At 62.6% G+C, this 24605-nt stretch carries 17 protein-coding genes; 15 read left to right on the top strand and 2 right to left on the bottom strand.

What is annotated here, in order from left to right:
- Nucleotides 1-3 precede the first annotated feature (3 nt).
- Genes pstA through phoU form a run of 3 tightly spaced genes read left to right on the top strand, consistent with a single transcriptional unit; the run spans nt 4 to nt 3224 of the window.
- Nucleotides 4-1653, top strand: coding sequence for a phosphate ABC transporter permease PstA (gene pstA, locus C7H85_RS18820; protein WP_106731251.1), 1650 nt, complete (start codon nt 4-6; stop codon nt 1651-1653).
- Nucleotides 1654-1683: 30 nt separating this feature from the next.
- Complete coding sequence (gene pstB, locus C7H85_RS18815) at nt 1684-2502, top strand: phosphate ABC transporter ATP-binding protein PstB (RefSeq protein ID WP_106731250.1); 819 nt, start codon at nt 1684-1686, stop codon at nt 2500-2502.
- A gap of 14 nt (nt 2503-2516) precedes the next feature.
- Nucleotides 2517-3224, top strand: a complete 708-nt coding sequence (gene phoU / locus C7H85_RS18810) for a phosphate signaling complex protein PhoU (protein ID WP_106731249.1) — start codon at nt 2517-2519, stop codon at nt 3222-3224.
- A 242-nt stretch (nt 3225-3466) separates the two neighbouring features.
- Here the strand turns inward: phoU and C7H85_RS18805 are convergent, their stop codons facing one another.
- Entirely contained in the window at nt 3467-4330 is an 864-nt protein-coding gene (locus C7H85_RS18805) for a MurR/RpiR family transcriptional regulator (protein ID WP_106731248.1), read from the bottom strand.
- A gap of 545 nt (nt 4331-4875) precedes the next feature.
- Between C7H85_RS18805 and C7H85_RS18800 the strand changes: the two genes are divergently transcribed.
- From C7H85_RS18800 to C7H85_RS18780, 5 genes are all read left to right on the top strand, one after another.
- On the top strand, nt 4876-6012 hold the full coding sequence (locus tag C7H85_RS18800; RefSeq protein ID WP_106731247.1) for a Gfo/Idh/MocA family protein: 1137 nt from the start codon (nt 4876-4878) through the stop codon (nt 6010-6012).
- 37 nt (nt 6013-6049) lie between these two features.
- Nucleotides 6050-7963 carry a bifunctional 5-dehydro-2-deoxygluconokinase/5-dehydro-2-deoxyphosphogluconate aldolase gene (locus tag C7H85_RS18795; protein WP_106731246.1) on the top strand — a complete coding sequence of 638 codons (1914 nt, stop codon included), beginning with the start codon at nt 6050-6052 and terminating at the stop codon, nt 7961-7963.
- 2 nt (nt 7964-7965) lie between these two features.
- Nucleotides 7966-9819 (top strand): 3D-(3,5/4)-trihydroxycyclohexane-1,2-dione acylhydrolase (decyclizing), encoded by a 1854-nt coding sequence (gene iolD / locus C7H85_RS18790; RefSeq protein ID WP_210433704.1) that lies wholly within the window; start codon nt 7966-7968, stop codon nt 9817-9819.
- Between the two features lie 309 nt (nt 9820-10128).
- On the top strand, nt 10129-11019 hold the full coding sequence (iolE, locus tag C7H85_RS18785) for a myo-inosose-2 dehydratase (protein WP_106731291.1): 891 nt from the start codon (nt 10129-10131) through the stop codon (nt 11017-11019).
- A 14-nt stretch (nt 11020-11033) separates the two neighbouring features.
- The gene (locus C7H85_RS18780) at nt 11034-12536 is read left to right on the top strand and encodes a CoA-acylating methylmalonate-semialdehyde dehydrogenase (RefSeq protein ID WP_106731244.1); all 1503 of its coding nucleotides are present in this window, start codon (nt 11034-11036) and stop codon (nt 12534-12536) included.
- Nucleotides 12537-12584: 48 nt separating this feature from the next.
- Here C7H85_RS18780 and C7H85_RS18775 read toward each other — a convergent pair whose 3' ends face one another.
- Nucleotides 12585-14882 carry a sensor domain-containing phosphodiesterase gene (locus C7H85_RS18775; RefSeq protein WP_106731243.1) on the bottom strand — a complete coding sequence of 766 codons (2298 nt, stop codon included), beginning with the start codon at nt 14880-14882 and terminating at the stop codon, nt 12585-12587.
- A 362-nt stretch (nt 14883-15244) separates the two neighbouring features.
- Between C7H85_RS18775 and C7H85_RS18770 the strand changes: the two genes are divergently transcribed.
- The 7 genes from C7H85_RS18770 to C7H85_RS18745 form a co-directional block, all read left to right on the top strand.
- A complete protein-coding gene (locus C7H85_RS18770) occupies nt 15245-17416 on the top strand; it encodes a malate synthase G (protein WP_106731242.1) in 2172 nt (723 codons plus the stop codon).
- A gap of 188 nt (nt 17417-17604) precedes the next feature.
- Entirely contained in the window at nt 17605-18978 is a 1374-nt protein-coding gene (locus C7H85_RS18765; RefSeq protein ID WP_106731241.1) for an MFS transporter, read from the top strand.
- A 66-nt stretch (nt 18979-19044) separates the two neighbouring features.
- Nucleotides 19045-19197: a hypothetical protein gene (locus C7H85_RS19760; RefSeq protein ID WP_158260122.1), complete on the top strand. Its 153-nt coding sequence runs from the start codon at nt 19045-19047 to the stop codon at nt 19195-19197.
- Between the two features lie 220 nt (nt 19198-19417).
- Complete coding sequence (epd, locus tag C7H85_RS18760) at nt 19418-20449, top strand: erythrose-4-phosphate dehydrogenase (protein ID WP_106731240.1); 1032 nt, start codon at nt 19418-19420, stop codon at nt 20447-20449.
- A 19-nt stretch (nt 20450-20468) separates the two neighbouring features.
- On the top strand, nt 20469-21632 hold the full coding sequence (gene pgk / locus C7H85_RS18755; RefSeq protein WP_106731239.1) for a phosphoglycerate kinase: 1164 nt from the start codon (nt 20469-20471) through the stop codon (nt 21630-21632).
- Nucleotides 21633-21699: 67 nt separating this feature from the next.
- Nucleotides 21700-22779 carry a class II fructose-bisphosphate aldolase gene (gene fbaA, locus C7H85_RS18750; protein ID WP_106731238.1) on the top strand — a complete coding sequence of 360 codons (1080 nt, stop codon included), beginning with the start codon at nt 21700-21702 and terminating at the stop codon, nt 22777-22779.
- Between the two features lie 226 nt (nt 22780-23005).
- Nucleotides 23006-24605 (top strand): retention module-containing protein (locus tag C7H85_RS18745; protein ID WP_146140486.1); only part of this gene is annotated, 1600 nt, incomplete at its 3' end.

The raw sequence follows: 24605 nt of genomic DNA, 5'->3' as shown, positions 1-24605 counted from the left end.
CTCATGAGTAAATGGTTCAAATCAGGGGCGCCCTGGATCTGGCTGACCGGCGGTGCCGTCAGCCTCAGCCTGGTGGCGGTACTCGGCCTGCTGCTGCTGATCGGCTGGCGTGGCCTCACCTATTTCTGGCCCCATACCATCTATGAATGGCAACTGACGTCGCCCGAGGGGGAGCGCCATACGGTGATCGGCGAAATCCACGACCGGGAAACCGTGCCCGTGGCCCAGCTGCGCGGCTCGGGGCTGAGCCTGGAAGGGGTGACTTCAGACACTCTGGATCGCTACCTGATCAAAACCGGTAACCGGGAGTTCGTGCCGCTCGATTTCCGCTGGTTGCTGGAAACCGATATTGTCTCCCGGGAAACCCCGGCCGGGCTGGCGGTGATCGAACGTTCCAACCACGGCAACTTTTACGGCTACGTGGAACGGGTGCTGGAAGGCGATCGGGCCGTGGGCGGGGATGTGCGTGAGCAGCTGCAACGTCGTATCGAGCGGGTGCTCGAGCTCAACGACCGGATGAAGAGCCTGCAGCGGGGCGACATCGGCAAGATCAACTTCCAGCTGGAAAAGCTGCGTCTGCAACAGCGCAAGCTGGAGCTGGAGGGCAACGCCACCGAGGAAGCCATTGCCGGCATCCAGGCCCGGGAGCAGCAGCTGCGCGCCGACTACCAGGTGCTGGAGCGGGAGCTGTTCGCCATGCGTGACCAGGCCCGCCGCGATAACGTGGTGATCCGCGACATGCGTGGCCAGGAAGTGACCCTGTCGCTCGGCGAGATCCTGGACGTGGCCTGGCCCAACGACATGGGGCCCATGGCCAAAACCGGCCACTGGTTCCAGCAGATCGGCAAGTTCATCACCGGCGAGCCGCGGGAAGCCAACACCGAAGGCGGCGTCTTCCCGGCGATTTTCGGCACCGTGTTCATGGTGATCCTGATGGCCATCATTGTCACCCCGCTGGGGGTGGTGGCGGCCATCTACCTGCACGAGTACGCAGGCAAGAACAGCCTGACCAAGATCATCCGCATCGCGGTGATCAACCTGGCGGGCGTGCCCTCCATCGTGTACGGGGTGTTCGGCCTTGGCTTTTTCGTGTACATGTTGGGCGGCTCTCTCGACCGGCTGTTCTATCCGGAAGCCCTGCCCACGCCCACTTTCGGATCGCCCGGGGTGCTGTGGTCGGCCCTGACCCTGGCCATACTGACTCTGCCGGTGGTGATCGTCTCCACCGAAGAAGGCCTGTCGCGGATTCCCAGCGCGGTACGCCAGGGCTCGCTGGCACTGGGGGCCACCAAGGCGGAAACCCTGTGGCGCATCGTCATCCCCATGGCCAGCCCGGCGATCATGACCGGCCTTATCCTGGCCATCGCCCGGGCCGCCGGTGAAGTGGCGCCGCTGATGCTGGTGGGGGTAGTGAAACTGGCGCCCAGCCTGCCGGTGGATGGCAACTTCCCCTACCTGCATGTGGAGCGCAAGTTCATGCACCTGGGCTTTCATATTTACGACGTGGGCTTCCAGAGCCCGAATGTGGAGGCGGCGCGGCCCCTGGTGTACGCGACTTCCTTCCTGCTGGTGACCGTGATCGTGGGGCTCAACCTGACCGCCATCGGTATCCGTAACCACCTGCGCGAAAAATTCCGCTCGCTTGACCAGTGATCAAGACAGCCATAGCTTTGAGGTAACAAGATGATTAACGTAGCACCCACCATGAACCAGGACGTCGTGCTCGACGTGAGCCACCTGAGCGAAGAGCAGATCGCACTGGAAGTGCGGGATCTGAATCTGTTCTACGGCGAGAAGCAGGCGCTGTTCAACGTCAATATGAAGATCGCCAAGGGCCAGGTCACCGCCTTCATCGGCCCGTCCGGCTGCGGCAAGTCCACCCTGCTGCGCAGCATCAACCGGATGAACGATCTGGTGGACAGCTGCCGCATTGAGGGAGAAATCCTGCTGCACCACCAGAACATCTACGGCAAGGGCGTGGACGTGGCGGCCCTGCGCCGCCGGGTGGGCATGGTGTTCCAGCGGCCCAATCCCTTCCCCAAGTCGATCTACGAGAACGTGGTCTACGGCCTGCGGCTGCAGGGTATCAACGATCGCCGCCGGCTGGACGAGGCGGTGGAGCGCTCCCTGCGTGGCGCCGCCCTGTGGGACGAGGTGAAGGACCGGCTGCACGACAACGCCTTCGGCCTGTCCGGCGGCCAGCAGCAGCGGCTGGTGATCGCCCGGGCCATCGCCATCGAGCCGGAAGTGCTGCTGCTGGACGAGCCGACCTCGGCGCTGGATCCGATCTCCACTCTGGTGATCGAGGAGCTGATCAACACCCTCAAGAGCCAGTACACCGTGGTGATCGTGACCCACAACATGCAGCAGGCGGCGCGGGTGTCGGATTATACCGCTTTCATGTACATGGGTGAGCTTATCGAATACACCGATACCAACACCCTGTTCACCACGCCCAGCAAGAAGAAGACGGAAGATTACATTACCGGGCGCTACGGTTAAGGAGCACAGAATTGATGGACAAGAACAACCTGAAAAAACATATCTCCGGCCAGTTCAACGTGGAGCTGGAAGGCGTGCTCAACCAGGTGTTGGTGATGGGCGGCCTGGTCGAACAGCAGTTGGCCGACGCCATCACCGCCATTCATGAACAGAACATGGATCTGGCCCGGCAGATAGTGGTTAACGATCACAAGGTCAACGCGCTGGAAGTACAGATTGACGAAGAGTGCACCCGCATCATCGCCAAACGCCAGCCGGCGGCCTCGGATCTGCGCCTGGTGCTGGCGATCATCAAGACCATCACCGATCTGGAGCGCATCGGCGACGTGGCCAAGCGCATCGGCATGATGCTGCTCGACAACGCCAACAAGAAGCAGCCGCCGCTGGTATCGATGGAGAACATGGGCCGGCGTACCGTCAAGATGCTGCACGAGGCGCTGGACGCCTTCGCCCGCATGGACGTGGAAGCGGCCATCGAAGTACACAAGGAAGACGACAAGGTGGACCGGGAATACGAGTCCATCATCCGCGAGCTGATGACTTTCATGATGGAAGATCCGCGTTCCATCCCCCACGTGCTCAACGTGCTGTGGTGCGCCCGGTCGCTGGAGCGGGTGGGAGACAGGGTGCAGCACATCTGCGAATACATCATCTACTTCGTCAAGGGCAAGGACGTGCGCCATACCAGCGACGAAGATATTCACAATATGCTGGACAGATAAATCCAACAAGGCCGCGCAATGCGGCCTTATGTTTGATGGCGGCGCCTGTCGGTGTTGCCCTCAGCTAGGCTCGGTGGTCAGGGAAAGGCAACAGGGAGCGCCTCCGCCGACCGTGAAATGCCAGCGACGGCATTTCCGAGCTTACATGGACGTACTTGCAGCGCGTCGGAGGAGGTGACTCTGTTGCCGCTTCGATGGGGCTCAACAGACAGGTTTAGCAAAGATCTCAAACAGGTCCTTACTCAAAAACGCGCGTTAGCGCGTTTTTTTTTATCGCTCTGATTGCTGTCGTCGTGGAAGGCCAGGGACACCGCCAGGCTCTGCACCAGGCACAGGCTGGCGGACTGGGAACGGAAGGCGTCCACCTGGGCTTCCTTGACCACGAAGCAGATATCGCCGAAGGAGGCCAGGGGGCTGACCTGGCTGTCGGTGATGGCTATTTGCCTGGCGCCCACGCTGGCGGCGGTTTCGGTCAGTGCCAGGGTTTCCTGGGCGTAGGGCGAGAAGCTGATCGCCACCACCACGTCCTTGGGGCCGATCAGTTCCAGCTGCTCCTTGAACATGCCGCCCAGGCCGTCGATAAGAAAGGCGCGCCGGTTGAGGTGGCGCAGGGCGTAGGTGAGGTAGGTGGCGACGCTGAAGGAGCGGCGCAGGCCGATGACGTAGATGTTTTCCGCCTCGGCCAGGGCCAGCACCGCCTTGTTCAGATCCTCCGCCGAGGTCTGCGCCGCCAGTTGCTGCAGCGCCTGGGCATTGGCCCGGGCGAATTCGTTGAGGATCTCCTCGGGGCGCTCGGGGGCGGCCTGCTCTTCCAGCTCCCGGAACAACCGCACCCGGTCGGTATAGTTGGCGGTCTCCTCCACCAGGTGACGGCGGAACACCTGCTTCATGTCGTTGAAACCGCTGTAGCCGAAGGCGTTGGCGAAACGGATCAGGGTGGAAGGCGGCACGTCGGCCCGTTCGGCGATGATGGCCACGGTGTCGAAGGCGACGCTGTTGGTGTTGTCGAGCACATAGGCGGCAACCTGCTGCAGCCGTTTGCTGAGTTCGCCGTAGCGGCTGCGGATCACATCCTGTAACTCGGAATAAGTGTTCGGTGCTGACATGATGGCTCTCTGAAGATTGCTATTCGCCCGGCCCGCTGCCGGCGATCCTGTACCCAGTGTAAATGAAATATTGCACCGAAATAAACATTTCATTTTGTGGTTAATCGATTCAGCTAGCAAAAATATTCCCGATCGACGCGGCCATCCTTGCTCCGAAAGCGGGGCGGGAATGCCATAAAAGCCGCGTTAAATCAGGTGTTTTTCCTTTGATTCATGGCCTGGCGGGAACCCGTTGGCCGGGGTATGGATTTTTTGAAACGAGTATTTGTTTTTTCTATATTTCTTATGGAATGTATATTTCCGTTGCCGACGGGCCCTGTTCCATCCTTGAGGATTGATATAAAAGGGCTTTTGAAATACGGGGCTGACAAGGGGGAGAGATGGGGCCCGGCCGGACGGCCGAGAAGTGCGTGCTACATCACATTTACATATAAATATTTCACGTTTGGTTGATAATGAAATAATTGTTTCGTATAAATAAGCCAATGAAATGTGACGGCCAGAGTGGCGAAGCCAGCCTGGCGCCAGCAATCGAGGAGTTAACGATGCAGCAAGTGCGGGTGGGATTGATCGGGACCGGTTATATCGGGCGTTGCCACGCCATCGCCTACGCCCAGGCGCCGGTGGTGTTCCCGCTCAGGGGGCAACTGGTGCGGGAGATGCTGGCCGAGGTGACCCCTGCGCTTGCGGCGCGCCAGGCCGAGAGCCTGGGCTTCAGCCGTTCTACCGGCGACTGGCGCGAACTGGTGGCCGACCCGGCCATCGATGTAGTCGACATCTGCGCCCCCAACTTCCTGCACAAGGAAATGGCCCTGGCCGCCATCGCCCACGGTAAACACGTCTATTCCGAAAAACCACTGGCGCTGAGCACCCGCGACGCTGCCGAAATGGTGGAAGCGGCCCGCCGGGCCGGGGTCAAGACCCTGGTGGGCTTCAACTACATAAAGAACCCCGCGACCCGGCTGGCGCGCCAGATCATCGAGCGGGGGGAGATCGGCGAGGTGGTGCACTTCTACGGCACCCATAATGAAGATTACATGGCCAACCCGGCCACCCCGCTGGACTGGCACTGTCGCAAGGAAAGCGCCGGCCTGGGGGCGCTGGGCGACCTCGGCGCCCATATCATCAACATGGCCCACTACCTGGTGGGCACCCAGATCGCCAGCGTGAGCGGCGATATGCAGACCGTTATCAGCGAGCGCCCGGACCCGCGCGAGCCGTCCCGGCTGCTGCCGGTGGAAAACGAAGACCAGGCCCACGCCCTGCTGCGTTTCGAATCCGGCGTTATGGGCCAGATCGAGACCTCGCGCATCGCCTGCGGCCGCAAGATGGGCCTCGGTTACGTGATCACCGGCACCCGGGGCAGCATCAGCTATACCCAGGAGCGGATGGCCGAGCTCAAGCTCTACCGGCACGACGACGACGCGGGGCGCCAGGGCTTCAAGACCCTGCTGCTGGGCCCGGAGCACCCGGACTATGCGGCTTTCTGCATCAGTGCCGGCCACGGCTTCGGCTTCAACGATCAGAAAACCGTGGAGATCCGCGATCTGGTGGACGGCATCGCCGCAGACAGCCCCCTGTGGCCCGACTTCGAGGAAGGCTGGCAGGTCTCCCGGGTGCTCGACGCCATCGCCCTGTCGGCCGAACGCCGCCAGTGGATCCATGTGGAAGAAATTCTGTAAGAAGGACTAGAGGGACCCGTCCCGGAGGAGATTAAGAATGTCAGCACGAAAGCACCTGGATGTGATTTGCCTTGGGCGGGTTGCCGTCGACCTGTACGGCCAGCAAATCGGCGCCCGCCTGGAAGACATGGGCAGTTTCGCCAAATACCTGGGGGGCTCCAGCGGTAACGTGGCCTACGGCACCGCCCGTCAGGGCCTGAAATCCGCCATGCTGTCCCGGGTCGGCGACGACCATATGGGCCGCTTCCTGCGCGAGGAGCTGGACCGGCTGGGGGTGGACGTCAGCCACCTGAAGACCGACCAGGACAGGCTCACTGGCCTGGTGGTGCTCGGCATCAAGGACGAGGATACCTTTCCGCTGATCTTCTTCCGGGAGAACTGCGCCGACATGGGCATCCGGGCGGAAGACATCGACGAGGAGTTCATCGCCTCCGCCAGGTGCCTGGCCATCACCGGCACCCACCTGTCGCACCCGGACACCCGTGCCGCCGTGGTGAAGGCGCTGGAACTCGCCCGCAAGCACGGGGTGAAAACCGCGCTGGATATCGACTATCGCCCGGTGCTCTGGGGCCTGACCAGCCGCGGTGACGGCGAGACTCGCTTTATCCCGTCCGCCGCCGTTACCGAACAGCTGCAGCAGATGCTGGATCTGTTCGACGTCATCGTCGGCACCGAGGAGGAATTCCATATCGCCGGCGGCAGCACCGATACCGTGACCGCCCTGCAGGCGGTGCGCGAGGTGAGCGGCGCGGCCCTGGTGTGCAAGCGCGGCCCGCTCGGCTGCTCGGTGTTCGAGGGGGCCATTCCCGCCACCCTGGACCAGGGGCTGACCGTGTATGGGGTCAAGGTGGAGGTGCTCAACGTGCTGGGCGCGGGTGACGCCTTCATGTCCGGCCTGCTGCGTGGCTACCTCAACGGCGAGGGCTGGGAGCAGGCCTGCCGTTACGCCAACGCCTGCGGCGCCCTGGTGGTGTCCCGCCACGGCTGCGCCCCGGCCATGCCGAGCAAGGAAGAGCTGGACGACTACCTGTCCCGTGCCGAGTCGGTGCCGCGCCCGGATCTGGATGCGCGCCTCAACCACCTGCACCGGGTGACCACCCGGGATCGGGAATGGGACGATCTGTGCATCCTGGCCTTCGATCACCGCCGCCAGTTCGTGGACATGGCCATCGAGGCGGGGGCGGATATCGGCGAGATCCCCCGGCTGAAAAAGCTGATCCTGAAGGCCGGCCGCCAGGTGGCGGAAGAGGCCGGGCTCAAGGGCCGGGCCGGCATACTGGCCGACACCACCTTCGGCCAGCCGGTGCTGAACGAGATTACCGGCCAGGGCTGGTGGATAGGCCGCCCCCTGGAGCTGCCGAGCTCGCGCCCGCTGCGCCTGGAACACGGCAACATCGGCAGCCAGCTGATCGACTGGCCGCTGGAGCACATCGTCAAGTGCCTGGTGTTCTACCACCCGGAGGATCAGGTAGAGCTGCGCCTGGAGCAGGAGCGGTTGATCACCGAGGTCTACCAGGCCTGCTGCAAGAGCGGCCACGAGCTGTTGCTGGAAGTGATACTGCCGGTGGACATGCCCAAGACCGACGAGCTCTACGTGCGTGCCCTCAAGCGCTTTTACAACCTGGGGGTCAAGCCTGACTGGTGGAAGCTGCCGCCCCTGTCCAGCCACGGCTGGGACGAGGTCACCGCCGTGGTCACCGAACGCGACCCGCACTGCCACGGGGTGGTGATCCTGGGCCTGGACGCGCCGGAGGCCGAGCTGCAGGCCGGCTTCAACGCCGCCGCCGGCAAGGCGCTGGTCAAGGGTTTCGCCATCGGCCGCACCATCTTCGGCACGCCCAGCCGCGACTGGCTGGCCGGCCGGCTCGACGACCAGGGACTGATTGAAGCCATCAAACGCAATTACCATCACCTGATCGCCGTCTGGCGTCAGCGTCATCAAGGAGAATGAAGATGTCCCACACCCTTCGTCTGACCATGGCCCAGGCCCTGGTGAAGTTCATGACGGCGCAGAAAGTGGAGATCGACGGGGCAATCCTGCCCCTGTTCGACGGGGTCTTCGCCATCTTCGGTCACGGCAACGTGGCCGGGGTGGGCGAGGCGCTGTACCAGGCTCGCGATGTGCTGCCCACCTACCGGGCGCACAACGAGCAGGGCATGGCCCACGCCGCCATCGCCTTCGCCAAGACTCACAACCGCCGGCGGATGATGGCCTGTACCGCCTCCGCCGGCCCCGGCTCCACCAACATGGTGACCGCCGCCGCCGTGGCCCACGTCAACCGCCTGCCGGTGCTGCTGCTGCCGGGTGACACCTTCGCCACCCGCCAGCCGGATCCGGTGCTGCAGCAGGTGGAGGTGTTCAGCGATCACACCATCACCTCCAACGACTGCTTCAAGCCGGTGAGCCGTTTCTTCGACCGCATCACCCGCCCCGAACAGTTGCTGACCTCACTGCCCCAGGCGATGCGGGTGCTGACCGACCCGGTGGAGTGCGGCCCGGTGACCCTGGCGCTGCCCCAGGACGTGCAGACCATGGCCTACGACTACCCGACACACCTGTTCGAGGAGAAGGTGCACCGGCTGCGCCGCCAGGCCCCGGACGAGGTGGAGCTGGCCGAAGCGATCGAACTCATCAAGGCCGCCAAAAAGCCGCTGGTGATCGCCGGGGGCGGGGTGCACTACTCGGGCGCGCTCCAGGAGCTGGACCAACTGGTGAGCCAGTACCAGCTGCCGGTGGGCGAGACCCAGGCCGGCAAGGGCGCCCTGCCCTGGGATCATGCCCAGAACATGGGCTCCATCGGCGTGACCGGTGCGGCCTCGACCAATGCCCTGTCCGCCGACTGCGACCTGATCCTGGCGGTGGGCACCCGGCTCGGCGACTTCGCCACCGGCTCCCGCGCCATGTATCACCCGGATGCGCGCATCATTTCCATCAACGTCGGCTCCTTCGATGCCTACAAGCACAAGGCGCAGCCCCTGGTGGGCGATGCCAAACTGACCCTGCCCAAGCTTGTCGCCGGGCTCGAGGGCTGGCAGCCCGAGGGCAGTTGGGTGGAAAAGGCCGCCGAGCTGCGTGCCCGCTGGCTGCACGCCCAGGACGTGGCCACCACGGATCGCGGCACCGAACTTCCCACCGACGCGGAAGTGGTGGGGGCGGTCAACCGCGCCGCCGGGGAGCAGGACATCGTGGTCTGTGCCGCCGGTGGCCTGCCCGGCGAACTGCAGAAACTGTGGCGTACCCGTTACGACAAGGGCTACCACATGGAGTACGGCTACTCCTGCATGGGCTACGAAATCGCCGGCGGCCTGGGGGTCAAGATGGCCAAACCCGAGTCCGAGGTGTTCGTGATGGTGGGGGACGGCTCCTACCTGATGCTGAACTCGGAGATCGCCACCTCGGTGATGCTGGGCCAGAAGATGATCCTGGTGGTGCTCGACAACCGCGGCTACGGCTGTATCCACCGGCTGCAGCAGTTCTGCGGCGGCCCCGGCTTCAACAACATGCTGGACGACTGCCTGACGGTGGAAGGCGGCGCGCCCAAGACCGACTTTGCCGCCCACGCCATCGCGCTGGGTGCCAGGGGCGAGAAGGTGGGCAACATCAAGGAGCTGGAAGCGGCGCTGGAGCGGGCCAAGGCCTCGGACATCACCTATGTGGTGACCCTGGACACTGACGCCCTGGTGGTGACCGAAGAAGGCGGTTCCTGGTGGGATGTGGCGGTGCCGGAAGTGTCGCCCCGCAGCCAGGTGCAGGAGGCCCGCGCCCGCTACGAGGCCTACAAGGCCCGCCAGCTGCAGAATTTGTAAACGACGGCACCCGACAGGCAACGACGTTGCCTGGGGGAGGACAAAGGGAGCGGCTCCGCCGACCGTCACATGCCAGGGATGGCATGTGCGAGCGTACAGGGGGCGAGCCTGTCTCGCCGTGACGAGCAGTTTCAGCCTGACCGAACATCCAGTGAATGTTCGCAGCAGGCTGAAACAGCGAGTGTCACGTCCCGAAGCGTGTCGGCGGAGTCGGCCCTTTGGCCGACCGGCACTGGGGCACAAGTTTTATCCGTTACCTGGAGCAGTCAAACATCTGGCTTCAGGGAGAACCGAATTTTGGAGAACACCATGAGCGTAAAACTGGGCATCAACCCCCTGACCTGGACCAACGACGATCTGCCGAGCCTGGGCGGCGACACCCCGCTCGCCACCTGCCTGACCGAAGGCAGGCAGGCCGGTTTCGCCGGCTTCGAGCTGGGCCACAAATTTCCCCGGGATCCGGAGCTGCTCAAGCCCATCCTGCATCGCCACCAACTGGAGCTGGTCTCCGGCTGGTATTCCGGCTACCTGCTGGAGCGCTCGGTGGCAGACGAAATCGAGGCGGTGCAGGAGCACCTCCAGTTGCTCAAGGCCATGGGCTGCAAGGTGATGGTGTTCTGCGAAGTCACCGGCTGCATCCACGGCGACCAGGGCAAGCCGGTCACCGAGCGCCCGCACTTCCCCGCCGAGCGGTGGGAAGAGTATGGCGCCAAGCTGACCGAGTTTGCCCGCTACACCCAAAGTCAGGGCATACAGGTGGCCTACCACCACCATATGGGCACGGTGATCGAAACCGAGGCCGAGGTGGATGCCCTGATGCAGCACACCGGCCCCGAAGTGGGGCTGCTGCTCGATACCGGCCACATGACCTACGCCGGCGGCAACCCGGTCGAGGTGGCCAAGCGTTGGGCCAGGCGCATCAACCACGTGCACTGCAAGGACATCCGCGCCAACATCCTGAAGGAAGCGCGCAACCGCAACTCCAGCTTCCTCAATGCGGTGCTGGACGGCGCCTTCACCGTGCCCGGCGACGGTTGCGTCGACTATCCGGCGGTGTTCAAGGTGCTGAAAGACAACGACTACCAGGGCTGGCTGGTGGTGGAGGCCGAGCAGGATCCGTCCGTCGCCCACCCCCTGACCTACGCCACCCTGGGCCATAACAACTTACATGCGTTCGCTCGGAACGCCGGCTTGCTGTAACGGAGAAACCTAGCATGGAACAAGTACTGAACTTTATCGGCGGTGAGATCACCGAAAGCCACAGCGGTCGTACCGCGCCCGTTTACAACCCGGCCACCGGCGAGCAGAGCCGCGAAGTGGTGCTGAGCTCGGCGGACGAAGTGCGTTCCGCCATTGCCGCCGCCCAGAAGGCCTTCCCGCGCTGGGCCGGCACCAGCCCGCTGCGCCGTGCCCGTATTCTGTTCAAGTTCAAGGCGCTGCTCGAAGAAAACATGGACGAGCTGGCGCGCCTGATCTCCAACGAACACGGCAAGGTTTATTCCGACGCGGTGGGCGAATTGACCCGCGGCCTGGAAGTGGTGGAGTTCGCCTGCGGCATTCCCCACCTGCTCAAGGGCGAGCACTCGCTCAACGTGGGCACCGGGGTGGACAGCAACTCGCTGATGCAGCCGCTCGGGGTCTGTGCCGGTATTTCACCCTTCAACTTCCCGGCCATGGTGCCCATGTGGATGTTCCCGGTGGCCATTGCCAGCGGCAATACCTTCGTGATGAAGCCGTCCGAGAAGGATCCCTCTACCAGCGTGCGCCTGGCCGAGCTGCTGAAGCAAGCCGGCCTGCCCGACGGCGTGTTCAATGTGGTGCACGGCGACAAGGAAGCGGTGGACGTGCTGCTGACCGACCACCGCATCCAGGCGGTGAGCTTCGTCGGCTCCACCCCCATCGCCGAGTACATCTACAGCACCGCCAGCGCCCATGGCAAACGCTGCCAGGCCCTGGGCGGCGCCAAGAACCACGCGGTGATCATGCCCGACGCCGATCTGGACCTGGCCGCCAACGCCCTGATGGGCGCGGCCTTCGGTGCCGCCGGCGAGCGCTGCATGGCGATTTCCGTGGCGGTGGCGGTGGGTGACGAGGTGGCCGACCAGCTGATCGCCCGGCTCAAGCCCCAGGTGGAAGCCCTGCGCGTCGGCCCCGGTGTGGTCGAGGGCCAGGAAAACGACATGGGCCCGCTGGTGTCCGCGGTGCATCGCGACAAGGTGGTGGGTTATATCGACCAGGGCGAGCAGGAAGGCGCCGAGCTGGTGGTGGACGGCCGTGGCCTCAGGGTGCCGGGCCATGAAGCCGGCTACTTCGTCGGTGGCACCCTGTTCGACAAGGTGACCCCGGAGATGACCATCTACCGGGAGGAAATCTTCGGCCCGGTGCTGGCGGTGGTGCGGGTGCCCGATTACGCTTCGGCCCTGGAGCTGGTGAACAACCACGAATACGGCAACGGCACCGCCATCTTCACCCGCGACGGCCATGCCGGCCGCCAGTTCAGCCATGACGTGCTGGCGGGCATGGTCGGCGTCAACGTGCCGATCCCGGTGCCGATGGCGTTCCACTCCTTCGGCGGCTGGAAGCGTTCCGTCTTCGGTCCGCTCAACGTGCACGGCCCCGATGGTGTGCGCTTTTACACCCGAATGAAGACGGTGACCAGCCGCTGGCCGTCCGAGCCCCAGCAGAGCGCCGAGTTCTCCATGCCGACCATGAAATAAGCCAGCGTCATGCAGCCAACCGAAGCCCGCCCAGTGCGGGCTTCTTCGTTATTGCCTCTCCGCCAGCCAGGTGGTCAGCTGCGCCAGGGGCATGGGCCGGGCGTACCAGTAGCCCTGGATCTGGTCGCAGTCGAGCTGGCGCAACAGGGCTGCCTGCTCGGCGGTTTCCACGCCCTCCGCCACCACCGTCATCGACAGGCCGTGGGCCATGCGGATGATGGCGTCGACGATGCTGCGATCATCCGGATCCTGCTCCATCTCGGTGATAAAGCTGCGGTCGATCTTGAGGGTGTCCACCGGGAAGCGTTTGAGGTAGCTCAGGCTCGAATAGCCGGTGCCGAAGTCGTCGATGGCGATGGACATCTGTGCCCGGCGCAGCCGGCGCAGTATGCCGGCGGCCCGGGTCGGCTCCTGCATCAGCGAGCTTTCGGTCAGCTCCAGGGCCAGCCGCTGGGGTGGCAGCCGGTATTGCTGTAACCGGGCCAGCACCTGCTCGGCGAAGTCGTCCTGGGCCAGCTGGCGGGCGGCGATATTGACGGCAATGGTTTGCGGGGCTCCCGCCTCGGCCAGTTGCTGCAGGTCGGCGCAGGTCTGTTCGATCAACCAGTAGCCGACCGGTACGATCAGCCCGGTATCTTCCAGGATGGGGACGAAAATGGCCGGCGACACCGGCCCCATGCCTGCCAGTCGCCAGCGCATCAGGGCCTCGAAGCCGACCAGTTGGCCGGATTGCAGGCACATCTTGGGCTGATAGAACAACTCGAACTCCCGGTCTTGCCAGGCCAGGCGCAGGGCGTTTTCCAGCGAGACCTTGCTGATGGGAAGCCCGGCCTGCGGCGGGTGCTGGTAAAAACAGATGCTGTGGCGGCCCTGCCGTTTGGCCTGGGCCAGGGCATGATCGCCGTGGCGCAGCAGGGTGTCGGGATCGGCGCCGTCCTCGGGGTAGTGGGCGATGCCCATGCTGGCGGTAATGAACAGGGTGTGCTGGCTGAGGCTGAAGGGCAGGGCCAGGGCCCGGCTGAGCCGATGGGCCCGATCCTGGATGCTCAACTCCTGGTGGTACAGGAGCAGGGCGAATTCGTCGCCCGACAGCCGGGCCAGGAAGCTGTGTTCTTCCTGCATGGATGCCAGCCGACTGGCGACCTGTTGCAGCAGTTCGTCGCCGGTGTCGTGGCCCAGGTTGTCGTTGATCTGCTTGAACCTGTCGAGACCGACCAGCAGCAGATGGAATGGATCCTGCCGGGCGCAGGCACCGGCCAGCTGGCCGTGACAGTTGATGCGGTTGGCCAGGCGGGTCAGGTTGTCGAAGTTGGCCAGCTCGAACAGCCGTTGCTGCTGCTGTTTTTCATGGGTGATGTCGCTCAGTACCCCCACCATCCTGACCATTTCCCCCCGCTCCACCACCGGGTAGGCACGGTGCTGCAGCCAGCGCTGCTCTCCCTGGCGGGTAAACCAGCGATACTCCAGCTCGGTGGCCGTGGCCGGCGGCTCGGCCAGGGCTTGCTCCACCTCGGGCAGATCTTCGGGATGGATCCGGCTCAGCGGCAGGCTGCCGTCCTGCTTGAGCTGACTCAGGTTGATTTCCAGCATGGTTTCAAACGCCGGGCTGATGTATTCATGGGTCTGTTGCGTCACATCGAACACCCAGAAGGCCTCGGGTACCTTGCTGACCAGCTCCTTGAAGCGGGCCTCGCTTTTCGCCAGGGCCTGCTCTGCCTGGATCTGCTCGGTCATGTCCCGGGCCAGGATCAGCTGCGCTCGGGTATGCTGATAACGCATGGGATAGAGGGTGAGATCCATCACCATCAGGGTGCCGTTTTTATGGCAATGGGTCTGGTAGCCGTTCTGAAAGCGCAGGGCCGCGCCGCAACTCAGGCGGGACGGGCTCTGGTGCAGGAATTCGTGACGCGAGTAGCCGTAGTGCAGGCAGGCAGCCTGGTTCACTTCGAGCATGATGCCTGCTTCCGGCTCATAGACCCACATGGCGGTCGGATTGTCGATAAAGGCGCTGCGAAAGGCCAGTTCCGAATTATGCAGGTGCAGATGGGCCTGCCAGGCCTGGTTGACCAGGTAGCGGGTCAGTCCGTACAGCGCGAAGCCGGTCACCAGCACGAAACCGATGCCCTTGACGCTGTGCAGCCAGGCCAGCTGGGGACCATAGATGTCGATCAGTTTGCTGGCGAGCGCATCGGAGCCGATAATCCAGGCGAAGGCGATGCACAGGTAGGAAAACAGCAGGCGGAAGGGCATGTTCCAGAACGAAGAGGGGAAATGACGGGTGTTCGGGCCGGTGTCCAGATGCAGGGGATAGTCGGGCCTGACCGGTTTGACTGCCTGTTTTTCCATAAGATGTCCCAGTGAGAAACGATGTTCGGGAGGCGGCCGGGCTCTGTGCCGGTGATGCGTTCATGCCCAATTGTAGGTGAAGAGTATTTACTTTAGTGAGTGTTATTGGCGGCGGTCGGCCCGTTTGGCGGCGAAGGCGGCTATAATGCTGCTTTTATGCACAGAGCAGACCAGAGAAACCCCATGAATTGCTTGCCGTATCACAGAATTAGCGATTGATTATGCACAATTTGTAAAGTTTCTGTGACCAAATATTGCAATTGTGCTTTGCCAGTTTGTCACTTCACAGGGTAAACTGTCGCTCCCAAGCAATTAGGGTCAACAATCGGTCTACACATAACAGACAACTAGAAGAAGCAACTATGACGGAACGTATTCACCTCGGCACTTTACAAGTCGCTACCGTTCTTCATGATCTGGTAGTAAATGAAATCATCCCCGGTACCGGCGTTGCGCCGGCCGACTTCTGGGCCGGCATGGAGCAGATCGTCAAGGATCTGGCCCCTAAAAACCGCGCCCTGTTGGAAAAACGGGAACAGCTGCAACGCCAGATCGACGACTGGCACCGGGCCCGCGCCGGTCACCCCCATGACGCCGCGGCCTACAAGCAGTTTTTAGTGGATATCGGTTATTTACTGCCGGTTGTTGACGACTTCACCGTCTCCACGACCAACGTGGACGCCGAGCTGGCCACCCTGGCCGGTCCGCAGCTGGTGGTCCCGGTCAACAATGCCCGCTATGCGCTGAATGCCGCCAACGCCCGTTGGGGCAGCCTGTATGATGCGCTCTATGGCAGCGATGCTATTCCCGAGACCGACGGCGCAGAAAAAGGCAAGAGCTTCAACCCGCGCCGCGCAACCAAAGTCGTGGCCTGGGGCCGCAACCTGCTGGATCAGGCCGCCCCCCTGGCCGCCGGCAGCCACGCGGACGCCACCGCCTATCGGGTGGTCGACGGCCAGTTGCAGATCAGCCTGGACAGCGGCGACACCACCACCCTGGCCCAGGCGGACAAGTTCGCCGGCTACAACGGTGATGCCGCCCAGCCGGTGGCCGTGTTGCTGCGTAACAATGGCCTGCATATCGAACTGCAGTTCGATCGCGCCAGCCCGGTGGGGCAGGACGACAAGGCCGGTATCAAGGATCTGCTGCTGGAGTCCGCCCTGTCTACCATCATGGACTGCGAAGACTCGGTGGCCGCGGTGGACGCGGAAGACAAGGTCGGCGTATACCGCAACTGGCTGGGCCTGATGCAGGGCACCCTGACCGAGAAGGTGCAGAAGGGCGACAAGGAAATTGTCCGCACCCTGAACCCGGATCGGGAATACCTGGCCCCCAACGGTGAGCGCTTCAGCCTGCACGGCCGCAGCCTGCTGTTCGTGCGCAACGTGGGTCACCTGATGACCAACGAAGCGGTGCTGGATCAGCACGGCCAGGAGGTGCCGGAAGGCATTATCGACGGCCTGGTGACCTGCCTGATCGCCATCCACGATCTCAAGGGCAACGGCAAGTTCAAGAACTCCCGCACCGGCAGCGTCTATATCGTCAAGCCCAAGATGCACGGCCCGGAAGAAGTGGCCTTCGCCTGCGAGCTGTTCGGTCGCGTCGAACAGGTGCTGGGCCTGGCCAAAAACACCCTGAAAGTCGGCATCATGGACGAGGAGCGCCGTACCAGTGCCAACCTCAAGGCCTGCATCTACGAGGCCCGGGAGCGGGTGGTGTTCATCAACACCGGCTTCCTGGATCGCACCGGCGACGAAATCCATACCAGCATGGAAGCCGGCCCCGTGGTGCGCAAGGGCGCCATGAAGCAGCAGGCCTGGATCCAGGCGTACGAAAACAACAACGTGGACGTCGGCCTGGCCGCCGGCCTGCAGGGCAAGGCGCAGATCGGCAAGGGCATGTGGGCCATTCCCGACAACATGGCCGACATGCTGAAGGAGAAGATCGTGCACCCCCTGGCCGGTGCCAACACCGCCTGGGTACCGTCGCCCACCGCCGCCACCCTGCATGCCACCCATTACCACCAGGTGAGCGTGAAAGCGCGCCAGGACGAGCTGAAGAGCCGTGCTCCGGCCAGCCTGGACGACCTGTTGACCATACCGCTGCTGACCGACGCATCCAGCCTGGGCGCGTCAGACATCCAGCAGGAACTGGACAACAACGCCCAGGGCATCCTCGGCTACGTGGTGCGCTGGGTCGATCAGGGCGTGGGCTGCTCCAAGGTGCCGGACATCAACGACGTGGGCCTGATGGAAGACCGTGCCACCCTGCGCATCTCCGCCCAGCACATCGCCAACTGGCTGCGCCATGGCATCTGCAGCAAGGAGCAGGTGATGGAAACCATGCAGCGCATGGCCGCCATCGTCGACCAGCAGAACGCCGGCGATCCGTTGTACCGTAACATGGCGCCGGGCTTCGACGGCATCGCCTTCCAGGCCGCCTGTGCCCTGGTATTCGAGGGCCGCACTCAGCCCAGCGGTTACACCGAGCCGCTGCTGCACGCCTACCGGCGCAAGCTGAAAGCCCAGGGATAAGCATCCCGACGGTCAACCATCCCCGGCTGGTCCGGGGATTTTTTTGTCCATGAGTTTTACTCATGCGCCCATGCGTAATAATCGTGACACCGGCGGGATAAAAAAGCCGCGTGGGGACTGTTAACGACGGGGCTTTCCTGTCACCCTAACGGGTAATTCCGTCCAGCCAAACCGACAGCGGGCCGCCCATGATAAAACGCCTGGTCATCTCACTTTCTTCGTTGATTTTCAGTGTCTTCCTGCTGATGGGAGGCAATACCTTCGTGATGACCCTGCTCGGGGTCAACCTGGGGCTCAAGGCGGTGGAGCCGACCCTGATCGGCAGCATCATGGTGTGCTATTCGGTGGGCTTCGTGCTCGGTTCCCTCTATGGCCCGCGGGTGATAAAAAGGGTAGGGCATATCCGGGCCTTCGCGGTGTTCAGCGCCTTCCTGGCCAGCTCCACCCTGATCTTTCCGCTCACCGACAGCATCGTCATCTGGGCCTTGCTGCGTGCCCTGAGCGGGGTGGCGGTGGCCGGCAGTTTCGTGGTGATCGAAAGCTGGTTCAGCGCCGTGGCCACCAATGAAAACCGGGCCACCCTGTTCTTCGCCTACCAGATCTGCGCCTACCTGGCGGCCACCGCCGGTCAGTTGCTGATCGGCTTTACCGATCCGGCGGCCTTCGTGCCCTTTACCCTGGGGGCCATCGTGCTGACCGCGGCGTTGGTGCCCCTGTCGCTGACCCGGATGGACGCGCCGACCATAGAGCATAACGAGCGCATCAGCGTGAAAGCCATTATCCGCGACGCGCCGGTAGGTCTGCTGGCGGCCCTGTGCAGCGGTGTGTTGATCAGCAGCTTCTATGCCATGGCACCGGTGTATGCCATTCAGGTGGGCTTGCCGGTGGATCAGCTATCCTATTTCATGGCGGCGTCGGTCTTTACCTTTATTCTCTTCGCCTGGCCGCTCGGCCGCCTCTGTGACCGGCTGGACCGGAGCAAAATCATAATCTGGATCAATGTGGTGATTACCGCCTGCGCCCTGGGGGTGGTGTTTGCCGGCCATTACCACCTGTGGTTGCTGATCGGTTTCTCTTCTCTCTACATGGGCATGGTCGCCTCCATCTATCCGGTGGCGGTGGCCATCACCAATGACCGGATGGAAGCCCAGCATATCGTCGCCGCCAGCACTACCCTGCTGCTGAGCTACGGCCTGGGCAGCTCGCTCGGCCCCCTGTTCAGCTCCGGCATGATGACCTGGCTGGGTGCCCAGGGGCTCTATTACGGCTGTGCCGGGGTGGCCTTTCTGCTGGGCGGCTACGCCTGGTTCTGGCGGCAGCGTACCAAGATGGTGGCGGTGGCCGATCAGGCGCACTATATTCCGACGCCGGTGGAAACCGCCGGTGTCATCGTCGAACTGGATCCGCGGAACGAAGAGTTCGTAGATGTGCCGATGGAAGAGGTGTTCCCCGATCTGGAGCAGGAAGAGATTGCCCAGGCCCAGGCCAACCAGATGGACCTGGAGCTACCGGAGCCGACCGAGACATGCCAGGAAGAAGACGTGATCATCGTTTCCCGCTGATTGCTGTCATTAAAACGTCAAGGGGAGGGGATAGCCTGATCAGGACCCCATCCCGAGGACGACATCATGGACCATCCGCCGGAGCCCGATGCCTTGCCGCCGCCCCCCTGTTTGGCCGCTGCGGATGACTGTTACCCGATGCAACTGCTGCACTGGCTGCAGCAACAGCGTGATACCACGCCGAGCCGGCCGCTCTCGGCGGAGTTGGAAGTGGTGTAAGAGCCAGTTGACGATCTTCGGCGGAGCAATGCCCTTTGGCCGAGGACACCAGATCTCAAACAGGTTCCAAGAAGCAGAAGCGGCAATGTATTGCTTTGCCCCGGCAAAGTCTCCCCCGACCATTCCCCTTGCTTTCAATCCCCGTTAGACTTGAGCGGTATTTCGCACCGGAGGCGAAAGCGCCGGTGCTGCCTTTGAGCCCAGCAGGAACTTGAGAGTAATGATTCGACTAGCCATCAACGGCTATGGCCGTATTGGTCGCAGTGTATTACGGGCTTTTTATGAACGTGACCTGCACCAGCATATGAAGATAGTGGCCATCAACGAGCTGGCCGAGCCCGAGGCCATGGCCCACCTGACCCGCTATGACTCCAGCCACGGCCGCTTTGGCCATGAAGTGCGCCTGCTGCCGGGCGCTTTCGAAATAGAAGACGATTTGATCCGCCTGTGCCACGCACCGGACCCTTCCCTGCTGCCCTGGGCCGAACTGGGGGTAGACCTGGTACTGGAGTGCACCGGCGTGTTGTCGAGCCGGGCCGACGCCGGCCGGCACCTGGCGGCGGGGGCGAAAAAGGTGTTGTTTTCCCACCCGGCCGACAATGATCTGGATGCCACCATCGTCTATGGTGTAAACCACCAACAACTAACCGGGCAGGAAGTGATCGTGTCCAATGCTTCCTGCACCACCAACTGCGTGGTGCCCGTAATTGAGACATTGCACAGAGTTTTTAATATAAAATGTGGTAATATTACTACCATTCACTCAGCCATGAATGACCAACAGGTGATCGATGCCTATCATTCGGATCTGCGCCGGACCCGGGCTGCCAGTCAGTCCATCATCCCGGTGGACACCAAGCTGGCCAAGGGAGTAGAGCGCATCTTGCCCCATTTCGCCGGCAAATTTGAGGCCATTTCCGTACGGGTGCCGACCATCAACGTCACCGCCATGGATCTCAGCGTGATCGTCGAGAACAAGGCCACCGTCGAGGCCGTCAACCAGGTATTGCGCCAGGCTGCCGAAGGTCCGCTCAAGGGGATTCTCGGCTATACCGAGGCCCCCCTGGTGTCGGTCGATTTCAATCATGATCCCCATTCTTCCATCATCGACGGTACCCAGACCCGGGTGAGTGACGCCAATCTGATCAAGATGCTGATGTGGTGCGATAATGAGTGGGGTTTTGCCAATCGCATGCTCGATACCAGCCTGGCCTGGCTGGCGGCCACCGAGACCGTTTCCAGAAAACACTAGTACTTAAAGAGGACGTTTTATGTCTGTCATTAAAATGAATGAACTCGACCTGTCCGGCAAGCGGGTACTGATCCGCGCCGATCTGAACGTACCGGTCAAGGATGGCAAGGTGACCTCCGACGCCCGTATCCTGGCCTCGCTGCCCACCATCGAAACCGCGCTGGCTCAAGGCGCCAAGGTGATGGTCACCTCCCACCTGGGGCGTCCCACCGAGGGCGAATATGCCGACGAGTTCTCCCTGCAGCCGGTGGTCGACTACCTGGCCGCCAAGCTGAGCGCCCCCGTGCGCCTGGCCAAGGACTACCTGAACGGGGTGGACCTGGCCGCCGGCGAACTGGTGGTGCTGGAAAACGTGCGCTTCAACAAGGGCGAGAAGAAAGACGACGAGACCCTGTCCAAACAGTACGCCGCCCTGTGCGATGTTTTCGTGATGGATGCGTTCGGCACCGCCCACCGGGCCCAAGCCTCCACCCACGGCGTGGCCAGGTTCGCGCCCGTGGCCTGTGCCGGCCCGCTGCTGTCCGCCGAGCTGGAGGCCCTGGGCAAGGCGCTGGGCAACCCGGCCCGGCCCATGGTGGCGGTGGTGGGGGGCTCCAAGGTCTCCACCAAGCTGACCGTGCTCGAGTCCCTGTCCAAGATCGCCGACCAGCTGGTGGTGGGCGGTGGCATCTCCAACACTTTCGTGGCCGCCGCCGGCCATAACGTGGGCAAGTCCCTGTACGAGCCGGACCTGATCCCGGAAGCCAAGCGCCTGATGGAAAGCTGCGATATCCCGCTGGCCACCGACGTGCGCACTGCGCCCGAGTTCTCCGAAACCGCCCCGGCCACTGTCAAGATGGTATCGGAAGTGACCGACAACGAAGAAATCCTGGATTTGGGTGACGAGTCCGCCCAGCGCCTGGCCGATATCCTGAAAAACGCCAAGACCATCATCTGGAATGGCCCGGTAGGGGTATTCGAGTTCGAGAACTTCCGTCGCGGCACCGAGATCGTGGCCCGGGCCGTCGCCGAGAGCGATGCCTTCTCCATCGCCGGTGGTGGTGATACCCTGGCGGCCATCGACCTGTTCGGTATCAAGGATCAGATTTCCTATATCTCCACCGGGGGCGGCGCCTTCCTCGAATTCGTGGAAGGCAAGACCCTGCCGGCGGTGGCCATGCTCGAGCAGAGAGCCAAGGGCTGAGTTAACCTTATCTATTTGAATCGGCCGGGTCACACCGGCTGACAAGAGCCTCAACAGGAGCAAGAGAATGTCCCAGAAAATTTTTGATGTAGTAAAACCGGGTGTGGTCAGCGGCGACGACATGCAGAAGATCTTCGCCATCGCCAAGGCCAATGCCTTCGCCCTGCCGGCGGTCAACGTGGTGGGGACCGACTCCATCAATGCCGTGCTGGAAGCGGCCGCCAAGGCGAAAGCCCCGGTGGTGGTGCAGTTCTCCAACGGCGGTGCTTCCTTCTTCGCCGGCAAGGGCCTGAAGCTGGAAGGCCAGCAGGCCGCCATCATCGGCGCCATCTCCGGTGCCAAGCATGTACACGCCGTGGCCGAGGCCTACGGGGTACCGGTGATCCTGCACACCGACCACGCCGCCAAGAAGCTGCTGCCCTGGATCGACGGCCTGCTCGACGCCGGTGAGCAGCACTTCGCCGAAACCGGCAAGCCGCTGTTCAGCTCGCACATGATCGACCTGTCCGAAGAGAGCCTGGAAGAGAACATCGAGATCTGCGCCCAGTACCTGGCACGCATGAGCAAGATCGGCATGACCCTGGAAATCGAGCTGGGCTGCACCGGCGGCGAGGAAGACGGCGTGGACAACACCGGCATGGACAGCTCCATGCTGTACACCCAGCCGGAAGACGTGGCCTATGCCTACGAGAAACTGAGCGCCATCAGCGACAAGTTCACCATCGCCGCCTCCTTCGGCAACGTGCACGGAGTCTACAAGCCGGGCAACGTCAAGCTGACCCCCAAGATCCTCGACAACTCCCAGAAGTACGTGTCCGAGAAATTCGGCCTGCCGGCCAAGTCCCTGAACTTCGTGTTCCACGGCGGCTCCGGCTCTTCCGCCGACGAGATCAAGGAATCCATCGGCTACGGCGTGATCAAGATGAACATCGACACCGACACCCAGTGGGCCACCTGGGCGGGCGTGATGGACTACTACAAGGCGAAAGAAGGCTACCTGCAGGGTCAGATCGGCAACCCCGACGGCGAAGACAAGCCCAACAAGAAGTATTACGATCCGCGCGTCTGGCTGCGTGAAGGCCAGAACAGCATGATTGCCCGCCTGGAGCAGGCGTTCAAAGAGCTGAACGCGATTAACGTACTGTAATCATTTCTTTTATAAATAATTAATACCGGCCTTGAGCCGGTATTTTTTTATCTATACTTCGACCAGTTGCCTCATATCTTGTCATGAGCGTTCATTCTAAAAAATAGAAAGGTTTTCAACTGAAGCTTAATTTACTTATCGATATTTTATAAAGGATACATTGTTTAAAACTATTTAAGCTTAAAACGTATAAATAAAAATAATTCCGTCACGGGAGAAAATAGACATGGAACAAGTCCAACAAGCCGCTGTTGTGTCCGTCCTTACCGGCAATGCCTTTATGCTGAGTGCCAATGGTGATCGGGTTGCCCTTAAACCGGGGGATGAACTGCCTGCAGGAGCCATCGTCATGACCGACGGAGGCGCACAGTTGGTGGTCAGTGCTCATGATTTTCTCCTGCAGCTGGACGGTGACAGCACCACGCAAATCCCCCGGCAGGAATTACAGCCGGGCGGTACCATTCCGCCCATTCTCAGCAATGCCAGTGACGATGTGGCCGCCCTGCAAGCCGCGATTTTGCAGGGGAATGACCCGACCCAGGCCTTCGAGGCAACGGCCGCCGGCATTGAACAGCCTGTTGCCACCACCGGCGAGGGCAGTGGTAACGGAGGCTTTGTGGTGGTTTCCCGCACCGGCGAGAGCGTGATTGCCGAAACGGGATTCGATACCGACTTTGCGCCGCTGGTGGTTGACACAGAAGAGCAACCCGAAGATGCCTTGCCCGCCGGGGAAGATGACACTCTCGGTATTACACCGTTGAACGGTACCATCTCGCTGGCGGCACCCGGCAGCATCACTGAAGGCGCTTTTATCACTGTTGTTGCCACGCTGGATACGGCGCCGGTGACGGATCTGCAGATAACCCTCAGTAATGGTCAGATGATTGTTATTCCGGCCGGTGAGGCCGAGGGCCGTGTCAGTTTTGAAAGCCGTGCCGACGATGCCTATGCACAGGGGAATGAGTCACTGGTGCTGGGTATCACTGGTGTCGAAGGCGGTGATTACGAGGCGCTGGACAGCAGTACGACCACCACGGTGACCGTGGCCGACGACGCCGATGTCACCACCGTCAGCCTCGAGGCGCCGGCGTCGGTGGTGGAGGGGACGGCGATCACCGTCACCGCCCGGGTGGACCAGGCCCCGGCCAGCGATGTGCGGCTGACCCTGAGCAACGGCGAGATCATCACCATCGCCGCCGGCGAGACCGAGGGCAGCGTCAGCTTTGCCAGCCGCGCCGACGACGTCCATGCCCAGGGCGACGGCGTGTTGGCCCTGAGCATCACCGCCACCGAGGGCGGCGACTACGAGGCGCTGGACAGCAGTACGACCACCACGGTGACCGTGGCCGACGACGCCGATGTCACCACCGTCAGCCTCGAGGCGCCGGCGTCGGTGGTGGAGGGGACGGCGATCACCGTCACCGCCCGGGTGGACCAGGCCCCGGCCAGCGATGTGCGGCTGACCCTGAGCAACGGCGAGATCATCACCATCGCCGCCGGCGAGACCGAGGGCAGCGTCAGCTTTGCCAGCCGCGCCGACGACGTCCATGCCCAGGGCGACGGCGTGTTGGCCCTGAGCATCACCGCCACCGAGGGCGGCGACTACGAGGCGCTGGACAGCAGTACGACCACCACGGTGACCGTGGCCGACGACGCCGATGTCACCACCGTCAGCCTCGAGGCGCCGGCGTCGGTGGTGGAGGGGACGGCGATCACCGTCACCGCCCGGGTGGACCAGGCCCCGGCCAGCGATGTGCGGCTGACCCTGAGCAACGGCGAGATCATCACCATCGCCGCCGGCGAGACCGAGGGCAGCGTCAGCTTTG

The sequence above is a fragment of the Zobellella endophytica genome, assembly GCF_003012775.1.
GTDB classification, from domain to species: Bacteria; Pseudomonadota; Gammaproteobacteria; order Enterobacterales; family Aeromonadaceae; genus Oceanimonas; species Oceanimonas endophytica.
This window is presented reverse-complemented; position numbering and strand designations above follow the sequence as displayed.

What these genes read in the sequence shown, in the direction of transcription:
- pstA (WP_106731251.1), top strand. Translation starts at nt 4, where the DNA reads ATGAGTAAATGGTTCAAATCAGGGGCGCCCTGGATCTGGCTGACCGGC.
- pstB (WP_106731250.1), top strand. Translation starts at nt 1,684, where the DNA reads ATGATTAACGTAGCACCCACCATGAACCAGGACGTCGTGCTCGACGTG.
- phoU (WP_106731249.1), top strand. Translation starts at nt 2,517, where the DNA reads ATGGACAAGAACAACCTGAAAAAACATATCTCCGGCCAGTTCAACGTG.
- C7H85_RS18805 (WP_106731248.1), bottom strand. Translation starts at nt 4,330, where the DNA reads ATGTCAGCACCGAACACTTATTCCGAGTTACAGGATGTGATCCGCAGC.
- C7H85_RS18800 (WP_106731247.1), top strand. Translation starts at nt 4,876, where the DNA reads ATGCAGCAAGTGCGGGTGGGATTGATCGGGACCGGTTATATCGGGCGT.
- C7H85_RS18795 (WP_106731246.1), top strand. Translation starts at nt 6,050, where the DNA reads ATGTCAGCACGAAAGCACCTGGATGTGATTTGCCTTGGGCGGGTTGCC.
- iolD (WP_210433704.1), top strand. Translation starts at nt 7,966, where the DNA reads ATGTCCCACACCCTTCGTCTGACCATGGCCCAGGCCCTGGTGAAGTTC.
- iolE (WP_106731291.1), top strand. Translation starts at nt 10,129, where the DNA reads ATGAGCGTAAAACTGGGCATCAACCCCCTGACCTGGACCAACGACGAT.
- C7H85_RS18780 (WP_106731244.1), top strand. Translation starts at nt 11,034, where the DNA reads ATGGAACAAGTACTGAACTTTATCGGCGGTGAGATCACCGAAAGCCAC.
- C7H85_RS18775 (WP_106731243.1), bottom strand. Translation starts at nt 14,882, where the DNA reads ATGGAAAAACAGGCAGTCAAACCGGTCAGGCCCGACTATCCCCTGCAT.
- C7H85_RS18770 (WP_106731242.1), top strand. Translation starts at nt 15,245, where the DNA reads ATGACGGAACGTATTCACCTCGGCACTTTACAAGTCGCTACCGTTCTT.
- C7H85_RS18765 (WP_106731241.1), top strand. Translation starts at nt 17,605, where the DNA reads ATGATAAAACGCCTGGTCATCTCACTTTCTTCGTTGATTTTCAGTGTC.
- C7H85_RS19760 (WP_158260122.1), top strand. Translation starts at nt 19,045, where the DNA reads ATGGACCATCCGCCGGAGCCCGATGCCTTGCCGCCGCCCCCCTGTTTG.
- epd (WP_106731240.1), top strand. Translation starts at nt 19,418, where the DNA reads ATGATTCGACTAGCCATCAACGGCTATGGCCGTATTGGTCGCAGTGTA.
- pgk (WP_106731239.1), top strand. Translation starts at nt 20,469, where the DNA reads ATGTCTGTCATTAAAATGAATGAACTCGACCTGTCCGGCAAGCGGGTA.
- fbaA (WP_106731238.1), top strand. Translation starts at nt 21,700, where the DNA reads ATGTCCCAGAAAATTTTTGATGTAGTAAAACCGGGTGTGGTCAGCGGC.